Source organism: Paraburkholderia sp., from assembly GCF_047605525.1.
GTDB lineage: Bacteria > Pseudomonadota > Gammaproteobacteria > Burkholderiales > Burkholderiaceae > Paraburkholderia.
The window spans coordinates 1-14,680 of sequence record NZ_JASGFN010000008.1; the positions used below are offsets into that span (position 1 = coordinate 1).

13 protein-coding genes are annotated in these 14,680 nt (G+C 63.9%); 6 read left to right on the top strand and 7 right to left on the bottom strand.

What is annotated here, in order from left to right; all coding sequences use genetic code 11:
* The 3 genes from QM685_RS13225 to QM685_RS13235 all read right to left on the bottom strand — a co-directional run.
* A partial coding sequence (locus QM685_RS13225; RefSeq protein WP_415116535.1) for a hypothetical protein occupies positions 1 to 1,997 on the bottom strand: 1,997 nt, incomplete at its 3' end.
* 176 nt (positions 1,998 to 2,173) lie between these two features.
* Entirely contained in the window at positions 2,174 to 2,836 is a 663-nt protein-coding gene (gene pdeM, locus QM685_RS13230) for a ligase-associated DNA damage response endonuclease PdeM (protein ID WP_415116537.1), read from the bottom strand.
* A complete protein-coding gene (locus QM685_RS13235) occupies positions 2,833 to 5,484 on the bottom strand; it encodes a ligase-associated DNA damage response DEXH box helicase (RefSeq protein ID WP_415116539.1) in 2,652 nt (883 codons plus the stop codon). Before QM685_RS13235 ends, pdeM begins: the two co-directional genes overlap by 4 nt.
* Positions 5,485 to 5,674: 190 nt before the next feature.
* On the opposite strand from QM685_RS13235, the gene QM685_RS13240 reads away from it, so the two are divergent.
* Positions 5,675 to 6,076 carry an FKBP-type peptidyl-prolyl cis-trans isomerase gene (locus tag QM685_RS13240; protein ID WP_415116541.1) on the top strand — a complete coding sequence of 134 codons (402 nt, stop codon included), beginning with the start codon at positions 5,675 to 5,677 and terminating at the stop codon, positions 6,074 to 6,076.
* 565 nt (positions 6,077 to 6,641) lie between these two features.
* Positions 6,642 to 7,715: a DUF6765 family protein gene (locus tag QM685_RS13245; protein WP_415116542.1), complete on the top strand. Its 1,074-nt coding sequence runs from the start codon at positions 6,642 to 6,644 to the stop codon at positions 7,713 to 7,715.
* 90 nt (positions 7,716 to 7,805) lie between these two features.
* On the opposite strand, the gene QM685_RS13250 is transcribed toward QM685_RS13245, so the two are convergent.
* Positions 7,806 to 8,054 (bottom strand): hypothetical protein, encoded by a 249-nt coding sequence (locus QM685_RS13250; protein ID WP_415117011.1) that lies wholly within the window; start codon positions 8,052 to 8,054, stop codon positions 7,806 to 7,808.
* A gap of 406 nt (positions 8,055 to 8,460) precedes the next feature.
* Here QM685_RS13250 and QM685_RS13255 point away from each other — a divergent pair, with 406 nt between their 5' ends.
* The 4 genes from QM685_RS13255 to cls all read left to right on the top strand — a co-directional run bounded on the left by QM685_RS13255 (position 8,461) and on the right by cls (position 11,791).
* Positions 8,461 to 8,799 (top strand): hypothetical protein, encoded by a 339-nt coding sequence (locus tag QM685_RS13255; RefSeq protein ID WP_415116544.1) that lies wholly within the window; start codon positions 8,461 to 8,463, stop codon positions 8,797 to 8,799.
* A 209-nt stretch (positions 8,800 to 9,008) separates the two neighbouring features.
* Complete coding sequence (locus tag QM685_RS13260) at positions 9,009 to 9,860, top strand: H-NS family nucleoid-associated regulatory protein (protein WP_415116546.1); 852 nt, start codon at positions 9,009 to 9,011, stop codon at positions 9,858 to 9,860.
* A gap of 25 nt (positions 9,861 to 9,885) precedes the next feature.
* Positions 9,886 to 10,392, top strand: a complete 507-nt coding sequence (locus tag QM685_RS13265; protein ID WP_415116548.1) for a hypothetical protein — start codon at positions 9,886 to 9,888, stop codon at positions 10,390 to 10,392.
* Between the two features lie 124 nt (positions 10,393 to 10,516).
* Entirely contained in the window at positions 10,517 to 11,791 is a 1,275-nt protein-coding gene (gene cls / locus QM685_RS13270; protein ID WP_415116550.1) for a cardiolipin synthase, read from the top strand.
* Between the two features lie 48 nt (positions 11,792 to 11,839).
* On the opposite strand, the gene QM685_RS13275 is transcribed toward cls, so the two are convergent.
* The 3 genes from QM685_RS13275 to QM685_RS13285 are packed head-to-tail and all read right to left on the bottom strand — an operon-like array spanning position 11,840 to position 14,678.
* Positions 11,840 to 12,793 carry a hypothetical protein gene (locus QM685_RS13275; RefSeq protein ID WP_415116552.1) on the bottom strand — a complete coding sequence of 318 codons (954 nt, stop codon included), beginning with the start codon at positions 12,791 to 12,793 and terminating at the stop codon, positions 11,840 to 11,842.
* Positions 12,787 to 13,593: a MetQ/NlpA family lipoprotein gene (locus QM685_RS13280; protein ID WP_415116554.1), complete on the bottom strand. Its 807-nt coding sequence runs from the start codon at positions 13,591 to 13,593 to the stop codon at positions 12,787 to 12,789. The genes QM685_RS13275 and QM685_RS13280 overlap by 7 nt, the downstream gene beginning before the upstream one ends.
* On the bottom strand, positions 13,590 to 14,678 hold the full coding sequence (locus QM685_RS13285; protein WP_415116556.1) for a formylglycine-generating enzyme family protein: 1,089 nt from the start codon (positions 14,676 to 14,678) through the stop codon (positions 13,590 to 13,592). The genes QM685_RS13280 and QM685_RS13285 overlap by 4 nt, the downstream gene beginning before the upstream one ends.
* Between the last annotated feature and the right edge of the window lie 2 nt (positions 14,679 to 14,680).

Here is a 14,680-nt window from a genome sequence, read left to right on the forward strand (position 1 = left end):
GCCACGGCGACGGCGGTCACGGTCATGGAGATGGTGGCCATGGCGACGGCGGTCACGGTCATGGCGATGGTGGCCACGGCGACGGCGGTCACGGTCATGGAGATGGTGGCCATGGCGACGGCGGTCATGGACATGGTGATGGCGGCCATGGCGACGGCGGTCATGGACATGGTGATGGTGGCCATGGCGACGGCGGCCATGGCGACGGCGGCCACGGCGATGGCGGCCACGGCGATGGCGGTCATGGTGACGGTGGCCATGGTGACGGCGGCCATGGCGATGGTGGCCATGGTGACGGCGGTCACGGTGACGGCGGTCATGGTGACGGTGGTCACGGCGACGGCGGTCATGGCGACGGCGGTCACGGCGACGGCGGCCATGGTGACGGCGGTCATGGCGATGGCGGTCATGGTGACGGTGGTCATGGCGATGGCGGTCATGGTGACGGTGGCCATGGCGATGGCGGTCATGGCGATGGCGGTCATGGTGACGGTGGCCATGGTGACGGCGGCCATGGCGATGGTGGCCATGGCGATGGCGGTCATGGTGACGGTGGCCATGGCGATGGCGGTCATGGTGATGGCGGCCATGGTGACGGCGGTCACGGCGATGGCGGCCATGGTGACGGCGGTCATGGCGATGGCGGCCATGGTGACGGCGGTCATGGCGACGGCGGTCATGGCGACGGCGGTCACGGCGACGGTGGCCATGGCGATGGCGGTCATGGTGACGGTGGCCATGGTGACGGCGGTCACGGTGATGGCGGTCATGGCGACGGCGGTCATGGCGACGGCGGTCACGGCGACGGCGGTCATGGCGACGGTGGTCACGGTGATGGCGGCCATGGTGACGGCGGTCACGGTGACGGCGGTCATGGCGATAGCGGCCACGGCGATGGTGGTCATGGCGATGGTGGTCACGGCGCCAGCGGTCATGGTGGCCAGGGCAATGGCGGCAACGGCGGTGGCCAAGGCAATGGCGGCCCCGGAAACGGCGGTCATGGTGGCAGCGGTGGTCCCGGCAACGGTGGCAACGGCGGAGGCCAAGGCAACGGAGGCTCCGGAAACGGTGGCCATGGTGGCAACGGTGGCGGCCAGGGCAATGGCGGCAATGGTGGTGGCCAAGGCAACGGTGGCCCCGGAAACGGCGGTCATGGTGGCAGCGGCGGTCCCGGCAACGGTGGTAATGGCGGTGGCCAGGGCAATGGCGGTAACGGTGGTGGCCAAGGCAACGGTGGTTCCGGAAACGGCGGTCATGGTGGCAGCGGTGGTCCCGGCAACGGTGGCAACGGCGGTGGCCAGGGCAATGGCGGTAACGGTGGTGGCCAAGGCAACGGTGGCCCCGGAAACGGCGGTCATGGTGGCAGCGGCGGTCCCGGCAACGGTGGCAACGGCGGTGGCCAGGGCAATGGCGGCAACGGTGGTGGCCAAGGTAATGGCGGCCCCGGAAACGGCGGTCATGGTGGCAGCGGTGGTCCCGGCAATGGTGGCAACGGTGGCGGCCAAGGCAACGGTGGCGGCCAAGGCAACGGCGGCGGCCAAGGCAACGGCGGCGGCCAAGGCAACGGCGGCGGCCAAGGCAACGGCGGCGGCGAGGGCAACGGCGGAGGCCAAGGCAACGGTGGCCGCGGTGGCCCGGGCAACGGCGGTTTCGGTGGCGGCTTTGGCGGTGGCCACGGTGGCGGCTTCGGTCACGGTGGTGGCTTTGGCGGCGGCTTCGGCGGAGGCCCGGGTAACGGCGGAGGCCAGGGCAATGGCGGAGGCGAGGGCAACGGCGGAGGCCAGGGCAACGGCGGCCGCGGTGGTCCGGGCAACGGCGGCTTCGGTGGCGGCTTTGGCGGTGGCCGCGGCGGCTTCGGTGGCGGCTTCGGCCACGGTGGTGGTTTCGGCGGCGGCTTCGGCGGCCACGGCGGCGGCTTCGGCGGCCACGGCGGTGGCTTCGGCGGCGGCCATGGTGGCGGCTACGGCGGTGGTGGCGGTGGCAATGGCGGCGGCCACGGCGGCGGCAACCACTAACCGGTGGGCGATCCCCGCATCACGCGGGGCACCCATCGGGTGCGGAGACCGGCTCCCCGGTCCCCGCACCCGAACCGGTCCCGAGCAACAGCAAAGAAACAGCAGAAGAAGTAAACAGGCAAAACGAGTCAAAGCAGTGGACGGCCACCACCGTCCACTCACCCCGCCAGTTCGATCACCTTGTCCTGCACGACGAGGAAGACCTTCTCCCCAGCGACGCGTCCCGTCTCACGCGCGCCTCCCGTAAAGCTCCCAAAAGCCGGCAGCACCCCGCAATCGGCACCCAGCCGAAAACACGGCACACGCACCGAATCGGTCCGCGTCGTAATCCGATAGACCGGGTGCACATGACCCGCAAGCACATACGCGCCGTCAACCGCGCGCGGATGATGACACAGCGCCCACGGTCCGACACGCCACGGCGCGCGCGCGTATTCGACATCCAGTGTGCGAGGCAACGCACCCGCATGCCGGTCGTGATTGCCTTCCACCAGCACCACGTGCAATTGCGGATGCGTCGCGCGCCACGCATGCAACGCGTCGAGCGTGAGCGGCGTCAGCGATTCGCGCGCGTGCAGCAGATCGCCGAGAAACACGAGCATCACCGGTTCGAATTCGGCGATCAGCAGATCGATACGCAGCAGATTGTCCGCGGTCGACCCCGTCGGCACCGGAATGCCGCGCGCGCGAAATACGGCGTCCTTGCCGAAATGCGCATCGGCGATAAAGAGCGCGCGCAGTACCGGATCGAAACTCGCGCGCAAGCTCGACAGCACGAGCGGCTGTCCGGCGATCTCGATTGCAAGCGAGGAGAACGTCATCGTTGCGCTGCCTTCTCGAGTTCCGCCAGCATCCGCTCGACGCGATCCGCGAGCTTCTCCGTGCTGACTTTTTCACGCAGGCGTCCGACGATCAACGGAAATGCGAATGGCGTCGGCTTTTTGGGCTGCGTCATGACGACGCGGCTCGCGTTCATTCGCTCGAGCGCGCCGCGAATGCGCCGCACGTCGAGTTCCTGCAGCAATACTTCGGTATCGGCCTGGCTCAATAGAAGATTGCCGCGATCATGCTGACGGAAGATCTCGTAGAAAAGTCCGCTCGACGCCTGCAATTGCCGCGCGCTTTTCTGCTGTCCCGGATGCGCCTGAAAGACGAGTCCCGATACGCGCGCAATCTCGCGAAAACGCCGTAACGACAATTCGGACGAATTGAGGCTCGCGAGAATGTCGTGATCGAGTTCGTCGAGCGACAGTAAGCCGCATTGCAATTGCGCATCCCAATCGAATGGTTGCGCGCACAGCAACTCGAAACCGTAGTCGTTCATCGAAATCGAAAACGTGCCGGGCTTCTCGCGTGCGACGCGCCATGCGAGCAGTGCACCGAGACCGATATGCGCGGTGCGTCCCGCGAATGGATAGCAGAAGAAATGATGTCCTTCGCGCGATTTCAGCAACTCGATGACGAGTACCCCGGGCGCGGGCAATGCCGACCACTTCTGCTGCAATTCGAGCAGCGGGCGAACCGCGCGCATTTCCGGTTCGTCATAGATGCCTTCGGCGGCGCGCGCGAGCATCGTCAGCGTGGCGTCGGCGAGTTCGGACGAAAGCGGCATGCGGCTGCCCGCCCATTGCGGCATCGCTCCGCGCGACGAGGTCGCGCGCCGTACCCACGCGGTCATGTCCTGCACGCGGACCAGTTCCAGCACGCGGCCGCCGAATGAGAAAACGTCGCCGGGCTTGAGCCGTGAAATAAACGATTCCTCGATTGCGCCAATTCGTCCGCCCGACAGATACGCGACATTCAGCGTGCCGCTCGCGACGATCGTGCCGATGTTGTTGCGATGCCGCCGCGCGAGATCGTCGCGCGGCACGCGATAGAGACCGTCGTCGCCGCGTGCGACGCGATGGTAGTCCGGATACGCGCGCAGCATCGCGCCGCCGCCTTCGACAAAGCCGAGTGCCCAGTCGAATTCCGTTTGCGTGAGATCGCGGTATGCATAGGTGCGCAGTATTTCCCTGTATAGCTCGCGCGCGTCGAAGCCGCCGCCTGCCGCGACGGTGACGAGATGCTGCACCAGCACGTCGAAAGGCTTTTCCGGCGTGTCGCGGCTTTCGATCCGCCGGCTTTCGACGGCCTCGCGCGCGGCGGCGGCTTCGATCAGTTCGAGTGCATGCGTCGGCACGATCGTCACGCGCGACGGCAAATCAGGCGCATGGCCCGAGCGTCCGGCGCGTTGCATCAAACGCGCGACGCCCTTTGGCGAACCGATCTGGAATATGCGTTCGACCGGCAGAAAATCGACGCCTAGATCGAGGCTCGACGTACATACGACCGCTTTCAGCAAACCGTTCTTCAAACCGCGCTCGACCCATTCGCGCACCTGCTGATCGAGCGAACCGTGATGCAGCGCGATCGATCCGGCCCATTCAGGCCTCGCTTCGAGCAGCGCCTGATACCAGACCTCGCACTGCGAGCGGGTGTTGGTGAAGACGAGCGAGGTTCGTGCTTCATCGATTGCATGCGCGACGGCATCGACCTGACGCATGCCCATATGACCGCCCCACGGAAAGCGCTCGATCGTCTCGGGAATGAGCGTGTCGACGATCAGTGTCCTGGGCAGTGCACCACGCACGCTGACGCGCGGCGTCGCGACCGGCGCGAGCAGCACGTCTTCGGCGAACGGCAGATTGCCGAGCGTCGCCGACAGGCCCCACACCTGCAAGTCGGGCCGCCAATGCGTGAGACGCGCGAGCGCGAGTTGTGTCTGCGTGCCCCGCTTGTTGCCGAGCAATTCATGCCACTCGTCGACGATCACGAGCCGTACGTGCGAGAGCACTTCGCGCGCATCGGCGCGCGTGAGGATCAGCGTCAGGCTCTCGGGTGTCGTGACGAGCGCGGACGGCATGCGCCGGTTTTGCCGCGCGCGTTCGGCCGATGACGTATCGCCGGTGCGCAGCCCGACGCTCCAGGGCACCGCGAGTTCGGCCGCCGAGCTTTGCAACGCGCGCGCGGTGTCGGCGGCGAGCGCGCGCATCGGCGTGATCCATAACACGGTGAGCGGCTCGGGGTGCTTGCGCGCCGCGGACGATTCGCTCGCGAACGCGGCGAGCGCGCCGAACCACACGGCCCAGGTCTTGCCGGCGCCGGTAGTTGCATGCAGCAGACCGCTCGCGCCCCTGGCAATTTCGCGCCACGCGTCGCGTTGAAAATCGAATGGCTGCCAGCGGCGTGCGGCGAACCACGCGTCGAGTTTGTCCGCGAAAGGGCGGCGCGCTTCTTCCGGCGTGTACGACGGGAACGGCAGCGGTTCGAAAGCGGGCTCGCGCGCGTCGAGCCGCGCCTGCTGGGCGCGGCTGCGCGGAATCCGCCGTGGCCGGGGCGCGCGGCGCGCTGCGTCAGCCGTCGAAAGAGGCGGGGTGGCGGGATCGTCGCGATCGTTGCGATCGTCGGGTGGGGCCGGCTCGGTCATCGAAAGCGCTCTTTAGCATGAGATTCGCGTGCCGGCGAATGGCTCGCCGGGGATATTCACGTGGACTTCGGCGTTGCGGCAGTGGTTCATCGAAAGCCGCTTCGCGGCGACGCTCAGCCGTGCATCCTTCAGCCGGGGCCGTGCCGTCGATCCGCTACAATGCGGCGAATCACCCCATTGGAGACTCGCCTTGAAATCACTCGTTGCATTGCTGGCCGCAACCGTTCTTTCCTCGACCGCAATGGCTGCCGCGCCGGCTACGGAAAAGCTGCCGTCCGGGGTCGTCGTCGAACACCTCATGCAAGGTACGGGCCCGCAACCGTCCGCGACCGACGTCGTCAAGGTCAACTATCGCGGCACGCTTCCCAACGGCACCGAATTCGATAGCTCCGCGAAGCACGGCGGCCCGGCCACGTTCCCGCTCAATCGCGTGATTCCGTGCTGGACGCAAGGCGTTCAGAAAATGAAAGTAGGCGGTAAGGCGCGGCTCACCTGCCCGGCGGCGACCGCATATGGCGATCGCGGGGTCGGCCCGATTCCGCCGAACACCGACCTGACGTTCGAAGTCGAACTCGTCGACATCGTCAAGTGATAGCGCGCGAAATACGTATGACGCGCTGAAGCCCGGGCCTCGCTGCGGAATCGCAGCGAGGCTTTATTTTTTGGGGAGCGGAGTCGAGATAACCCGCGCGGCGAGTATTTCGAGCTGATTGCGAAGCGCCGCGTGGAGAGCAATCTGGATATTGCGCTATTTCAGTCGGGCCGCTTGCTTTGCAGTGGACATTTACACATCATTGTCACCGGAGGCTCGCGCTCGGGTATCTGAATGAACAGGCACTGGAATAACCTCTCTCCGTTAACGTATCCGACCTGACTGGTCTGCTCCATGGGTGGTTCATATGCCGCCCAGCGGTCCTTTTTCTACGTGTTTCTCCGTACTCACGCGCGCGGCCGGGCGGTGCAGCGCCGCATCGACTCTCTGCTTCCCGGCAGCAGCCCAAACGTTTGACTGGCTCAAAAACGCGGAAAATGCGTCTTTTTTCAAGTCTCGCGCCATTGACTCGTCTACTATCTACGCACACGCAACCCCCGCCACCCTCCTGCCGGCCACCGGGAATACGCCGGCCGTTCTTCTTCGCGCGCCAGGAGCGCATGCCATGAATATCGACTTTCACTACGGTGTGGTCTACATTGCCGCGCGAGTCGGTGGAATGACACCCGACGACGCACAGACGGTCGCCCATGCATGTCAGTACGTCGACGATGCGACAACGAGCGGAATACTCCGTTTTAAAGGCGGCGAAACATACGAGCGGTTTGCGACCGCGCACAAGTTATTCGATTACGCCAATACCGAGAATGACCAGAATCGCCTGGTCTGGACGCCATTTCATTTTCTGCCTGCCGGAGTGGGGGCAAGCCTGGAGGAAAAAGCCATTTGCCGGCCGGACAGCGAGGTGGCGCGCGAAGTCGTGCGGCGCGCCATCCGGCAGCGCGATTCGGAAACGGCTTTGCACCGACTCGGCGTGACGCTTCATACGTATGTCGATACCTGGGCGCACCAGGGATTCGCGGGAATCGAAAGCCCGTGGAACCGCGTGCATCTGCTGGAAGCCCAGGATTGCACGCGCAAGGGCTGGCTGGCGAGTCTGGAGCGCGCGGTCGAACATCTGATCGAGCATATCGAGGAAGACATTGTGACGATCGCGCTGCCGGTCGGCCACGGCGCCGCATTGCACTATCCCGATCAACCGTGGGCGCGCTGGCATTACATCGACGGCCAGAACAACTTCATCTCGCGACACAATCTGCCGGATTTCGTCCAGGCGGCGGAAATGGCTTGCCGCGCCGTACGCGGTCATCTGGCCGGGAAGGAGGATTTCGAAAACCAGCCCGGCATGCCTGACGACGTGAAAGACGCACTCACCAGACTGCTCGGTACGAACCGGAATCCCGACGACAACATGCGTTTGCGCACTGTCTGCGAGTGGGTGAAAGCCGGCCGTATTCCAGGTCTGAAAGAACCGGTACCCGGTTATATCGCCAAGGGACGCGGCTCGTGGAAACACAAAGCCACCGGTTTGTTATGCGATGACGACACCGGGGACAGACCGGTGTGGACCAGTGAGTTCGAGAAAAGCGACTACCGCCTTTTTCACGACGCGGTCAAACAGCATCGTTTCGTCACCACTCAGGAGATCCTGCCCGCTCGCGGGTTGCGGATTGCGTGAGAGCGGAGAGCAGCGCGTCTTGCCGCCGGACCGATTTCAAACCCTGGTATGTGACCGACGGCCGGCGGTGACACCGGTGTACTTTGCCGGCTATTGCATTCTGCCCTGCTGATGCGCGGCGGGTTGCACCGCAGCCTGTTCTTCCGCATGCTTTTTCGCCATATGCCGGCCGACCAGACAGCCGCCGACCGCGCCGGCCACCGCATGATGTCCCGCGTAATGTCCGGCGACACCGCCTACTACCGCGCCTTTCAGGCAACCGGCCGCATTCGCGGTGCCGGTCATTGCAGAAATGAGTACCACCGCCGCGAGGGCGGTTCGAATATAACCAGCTTTCATTGCAAATACCGTCCTGTAGAGTGGGTCGAAAATGGCGTCACCCCGCATCTTCTCAATAATCTTCCGCATCACCTTCTTCGGAGCCTCGCTATTGATGACCGCGGGCATGCCACGAGGCACGGACCGCAGTGTAAAAGCCCGAGCCCGGCGCGGGCGAAACGGCAATTGCAAGATTGGTAACCGTCGGTTACCGGCGGCGCTGAGTGTATTGCGCGCCCGAACCCCGTGTTTTTGCCCTTCTTCAATGCATTGCTCTATAGCCGGGTGCGAGAAAGGACTGTTTTCAATTAAAAAAATGAACTAGTCTCCTTTGAATATTCGAATGCTTGCCTATAGTAGAAGCGGTTATTGCCGCACAGGACGGCAGCGGCCTTTTGTCGTTGATGCGGGTGACGGGGAAACAGAAATGACGCCATCGAATGCTGCGATCTATCAGACCAGAACTTGCACGCCGGAGTCGTTACGGACACTCGCCGGATATCTCGAATTGGCGCTCGACGAGGGAAAAAGCGTGGTCGTGATGCGGATCGGCAAGCAGGTACGCAGCGTTTATGTCGGAAATCCGTCCGGCGCATTGGACGATTTAACAGATTCCGGCGTTGTCGATGCTTTTCAGGCAGATGAAATGTTGATGCTGACCCATCTGGGGCTCAACCGGATAACAGCGGACGGTCAACACTACCGCTTTATACGAAGCGTGAGGTACATCGACGATCGCCAGGCCGTCGTTTTTACGCCCACCTGAGCCGCGGAACTGAAAGCACGGAGAAGAGTCAGGAGAAAAGGAAAAGGAAGAGAAAGACACGATGAGGCAGTGGAGAAGCTGGAAATCTCATATTTGTACGCGACGCGAGTGATCCTATCGATGTACTGAAGTTGCGGATAGTCCAATAAACTGCCTTTCTTGCTTCATTCATGGCATAGTTCGACGATTACCACATAAGGAGGAACCAGATGCCTTCGTTAGAGCAAATCCAAGCAAAGCTTAAGAAACTCCAGGCGCAAGCTGATGTCCTGATTGCCAGGAAAGCACAGGCTGCGGTCGATCAGATTCGTGAGTTGATGCTCAGGCACGGCCTGACTACCGCGGATATCGAAGCGCGCGCCAAGGCAAGACGCGTGGCGCGCGGTCTGAATGGCCTCACCGGAAACGGCAGGGGACGACCCGCCGGAGCGGCCAAGGCGGCTAAATCGATGGGCTCGGCGAAATATCGCGACCCCGCCACCGGCGCGACCTGGACAGGTCATGGTCGCGCGCCGGGCTGGATTGCCGGCGTGAAGGACCGTACGCCATTCCTGGTGGACGGTGCGAGCGAAATGAAAGCGGCGGCGGCCCCGGCCCGGCGCGGCAAAGGTCAGCCGAAAGGCGTGCAGCCGCCGAAGTACCTGGATCCGAAAACCGGCGCGACCTGGAGCGGCCGCGGTCCGGCGCCCGCGTGGCTCGCGGCGGTCAAGGACCGCAGCAAATTCCTGATTGAAGGCGCGGCGGCGGCTCCGAAAGCCGGTAAAGCGGCGGCTAAAACCGGTAAAGCCAAAGCGGCCACGAGTGGCGCGGCGGGCAGAAAGACCGCGGCGAAAAAAGCAGCGGCTAAAAAAACCGGTGCGGCTCGTAAGACGGCCGTGAAAAAGACGGCGGCGAAAAAGGCCACTCCGGCGAGCAGAAAAGCCGCAGTAAAGAAAACCGCCGGCCGCAAGAGCGCGATCAAGACGGCAAGGAAAGCACCGGCGCGCAAGGCTGCCGTGAAGAGCGCCGCGGCCCCTGCCGCGGCGGCGCCGCAAACGTCGACGGCGCAAGCGGGCGAGTAATTGCAGCGGAGTCGTGAAGTAGAAGATGGTTAACACCTTCGATGCACCCCGGCAGGAGGACCTGGTCGTCCTGCTGGACTCCGTTCCCCATCCGGCAGCCGATGCCGCCGAACCGTTCATCGTCGCGAGCGATCGCCGCGTGATTCTGACGTATCCGATCGCGGAGTCGGACTTTGAACGGTTCGGACCATTCGATCCCGACGATGATCCCTTTTGCGCGGTGCTGTTTGCCGACACCGTGTTTCATCGGCTCGGTCCGCCGGGCGACGCCGATCTCATGATTCATCCGCTCGCCGCGCAAGGTCTGTCCGGCTATTCGGTGCATGAAGTCGTCAATTCGTCGTTGTGCGCGGAAATCGCGGCGGTACCGGCCGGCTCCACGTCAATTGCGGCCGCGGCGCCGGCACGGCGTCATTTCGTCATTACTTTTCTCGAGTCGACGTTCGAATGCGTGGCGTCGGACTATACGGTAATCGGTGTATTTGGCGCGGGCGAAATAGCGAGCCGGGAAGCATTCGCGCTGGTCAGGTAAAGCAATAGGTCACCAGAGCGGCCGGTTGAGATGAACCTCGGCCGGATGCCAGGATTGTCAAAAAGCTGCAAATCAGGCGGCTGGGCGCGCATACCTTGTGCCCCGCTTAGCATCGAGGCCACGCATGCTGACTATTCCTATTACCGCGTTCGTCACGCTCGTCATCGTACTGATCATTGCCAATCTGTCGAGCGGCGAAAAGAAAATAGAACACAGGATCAAACGGCTCTACAAGAGCGAGGATCCGCAATTCCTTCGTTCGATGGGATTGCTGCTCGGGCCGCCGGTCGTGCCGGGCAATCGCTTCGACATGCTGCTCAACGGCGATCGTATTTTTCCGTCGATGCTCGAAGGCATTCACTCGGCGCGTAAAACCATTACGTTTGAAACGTTCATCTACTGGTCCGGCGAAATCGGCGAACAGATTGCGCGTGCGCTCGCGGACAAGGCGCGTGAAGGCGTCGCCGTGCATGTACTGCTCGATTGGGTCGGCTCGTCGAAAATGGATCAGCGCTATCTGGATATGCTGCGCTCGGCCGGCGCCGAAGTAGTCAAGTACCACAAGCCACATTGGACCGGACTAGGCCGCATGAACGATCGCACGCACCGTAAGCTATTGGTGATCGATGGCCGGATCGGCTTTACCGGCGGCGTCGGCATTGCGCCGGAGTGGACCGGCAACGCGCAGGACGAAAAGCATTGGCGCGATACGCATTTTCGCGTGACGGGCCCGGTGGTCGGCCATATGCAGGCGGTGTTCATGGACAACTGGATCAAGGCGACCGGCAACGTCCTGCACGGCCCCGAATATTTCCCACCTGTCGATGCCGAAGCCAAAGGAGAGGGCGAAGGGCTCGCGCATATGTTCAGCAGCTCGCCGTCGGGCGGCAGCGACGACATGCAGTTGATGTATCTGATGGCGATTACCGCGGCCACGCACAGTCTGCATCTTGCGAGCGCGTACTTCGTGCCTGACAAACTGACCATCAACGCGCTCGTCGAAGCGGCGAAACGCGGCGTGAAAGTACAGATCGTCACGCCGGGCAAGCATATCGACACGCATACGGTGCGCGAAGCGTCGCGTGCGTGCTGGGGCGATCTGCTCAGAACCGGTGTCGAGATGTTCGAGTATCAGCCGACCATGTTTCACTGCAAACTGCTCGTGGTCGACGAATACCTGGTCTCGGTCGGCTCGACCAACTTCGACAACCGCTCGTTCAAGCTCAACGACGAAGCGAACCTCAACATCTACGATCGCGACTTCGCGAAGCAGCAGACCGCCGTGTTCGCCGACGACATTGCGAAGTCGCGGCGCGTCACGCTCGAAGCGTGGATGCACCGGCCGTTCACCGAAAAGCTCGTCGAAAAGTTCGCGCGGCTACTGGACGCGCAGCTTTGAAACCGTCGTCGGAATCGTGGCGCGCACCGGCCAAATGGGCGCGGCGGGTCAGCGAGAGGCCTGGCTCAAATACGTTTCGATGGCGGCATGTGCCGACAGATTGCCGTTGCCGTGTTCGGCGGCCAGTGTGTCGACGAGCTGCCCCTTGGCGTGCCGATACGCATTGGCAAAACCGCGCAATTGCTGCGTGACCGGACGATCGTCGAGCCTTCGGCGTGCGAGCGCCCGCGCAATGCCGCGATCGATCAATGCGATCTGACTGTCGATATAGTCGATGCATAACGCGCGGCTGCGCGCCGAAGCCGCCGCGACGGTCAGTAGCGCGGGCACGAGCGAGATCGTCAGAAAGCCGCCGGCGGGAATCCGCGCGAGCGCGGCGGGCGAATCGAACAGGTCCGCGCGCAACGCTTCAAAAACGGCTTGTGTCCATATGAAGCGTTCCTGTTCGAGCGCGCGACGGCGGCGCGCGAGAGCATCCCGCGCCAGCCTGTCGACGAGGCGGCCTTGCTCGACCAGCAGCGCGGCGTCATCGCGTTTGCCTTCCTGAATGCACGCGCTGCCGAGATAGGCAGCGTCCTGGGCGCGTTCGGCCAGTACCAGATGTTGCAGACTGTCCGGCACGAGCGGATCGAGCGGGACCACTTCGCACGTCAGCGGCTTGCCGTGCAGATGGATCGCGCAGCGTCCGTCGTCGGCGAGAGCCGGGCAGCGCGCGAGCGACGGGTAGTCGAAGCCTTGCGCGGTAATGCTGAAGGTGTCGCCCGCGCGATGCAGCAGCGTATCGGCAAGCGTATCGAATGCCGCGCAATCGGCTTCGTCGAGCACGGTTTCATACCGGCCGATGCGCAGCTTCTCGCCCGGGCGCCGGCGCGCCACGCGACCGATCGCAATGCAGCCGATGAAGCGATCGCGATGCTGGAACAGTTCCGCGAGCGTCATCGAAGGCGGGCTGTTGCAGCATTGGCCGCACGCGGAACAGGCGAACGAGAACGTGTTCACCATGGCCGGCGCACCGAGTCCTGATAGCGAGTGAGGATGAAATGCGCGACGTCGTTCGAGTGATAGGCGGCGACGAGTTGCGCGACCCACGCGCCGCCGCGGTCGCTGTCGCGCACGGTCAACACGTTCGCGTAAGGAGAGCGTGCGTCTTCGAGACCGAGACCGTCGCGTGCCGGATAAAGCCCCGCACGTGCCGCGCTGTCGCTGTCGATCACCGCGAATGCCACGCTATTCAACGCATCGTACAAACGCGCGCGAGGGATCGCGCGAATCTTCAGATCGAGCCGGTTGCTCGTGATGTCGGCGAGTGTCGCGTGCAGGCCCGCGCTGTCCCTGAACGTCAGCAGCGTTTCGTTTTGCAGCAGGATCAATGCGCGCGCGATGCCTGCCCGATCGTCGGGAATCGCGATCGTCGCGCCGCGTTGCAACTGGCCGAGGTTCGTCAGCTTGCGCGAGTACAGCGCGAACGGAAACGTCACGGTCGTGGCGACTCTCGTCAGCGCGTAGCCGTGCCGTTTGCGCCGCGCGTCGAGCGCCGGTTCGTCTTCGAAACTCGCGGCGTCGATCTGCTTCGCCACAAGTGCGGCGTCGATACGCGACGGCTGATCGAATACGACGACGTCGAGCGCAAGGCCGCGCGTCGCGGCGACGCGACGCACTTCGTTCATGATCTCGGCCTGGGCGCCCGCGCTCACGCCGACCTTGATCGCTTGCGGCGCGGCCTGGGCCGCCTGCGCAGCCTGAAACGACGATGCACCGAGCACCAACCACGCGACGGCGGCCACCACGCTACGTCGCTTCATGACGCATCCCTCAGCACCGTGCGAAAGCCGATATGCGAGGCCGGCAAGTCCGCTTCCTGCTGTTCGCGCGAGGCCGCGCGATATCTGACGCAGTAGTCGCGCGAGCATAGAAACGAGCCGCCCTTGATGACCATCGGCGTGTCGTGCCGGCGGCCGAGCGGCGCGACGGCCGCGGTATCGCCGTTCGTGTGCGACTGGTGCGGGCCGGTGTAGACGTCTTTGGTCCACTCCCACGCATTGCCGATCATGTCGTAGAGCCTGAAGTCGTTCGCCGCATAGCAGCCGACCGGCGCGAGTCCGATGTGACCGTCCTCGCCGGTGTCGAGCACCGGAAACACGCCTTGCCAGTAGTTCGCGCCCGGCTTGCCGTGTTCGTCGCGCGGCGCGGTGTCGAGATCCGCGCCTTCGTGACCGGCCTTGCCCGCGTATTCCCACTCGGCTTCGGTCGGCAGATCGCGGCCGAGCCAGCGCGCGTACGCGAGTGCGTCGGCCTGCGTGACCATCGTCACAGGCTGGTTCATCTTGCCATCGAGATTGCTGCCCGGACCGCCCGGATGATTCCACGCGGCGCCCTTGACCCAACTCCACCACGCGAGATCGCGCGCGTTCATCTCTTCGCGCGTCGGCGTGTGAAAGACGACCGCGCCGCCCTGGTGTTCGGCATCGCTGACATAGCCGGTCGCTCGCACGAACGCCGCAAACTGCGCATTCGTGACGTCCGTCTGATCGATCCAGAAGCCGGCGACATGGGTTGTGCCGTCGCCGGCCGGGCGTTCGTCTTCATAACCGAGCTTGCTGCCGAACACGAAGTCGCCGCCATGCAGATGCACCATGCCGGCTTGCGGATCGTCACGCCAGCGCGCGGGCAAACCGGAGTAGCGCACGCATTGCGATTCGGAGCCGAGCGCGGCGAGCGGACGCGCCCGGTTCAGCGCGTCGAAGGCGCTGGCGTGGCCGCCGCCGGATTGCGAAGAGGCGATGGCGGCAAAGGCCGCGGCAAACGCGGCCGAAAACGCGACTACCGCAATCGCGGCATATGTGCCGTACAACGCCGCGCCGCCCTTGAACCTGAATGGAAACGTCATCG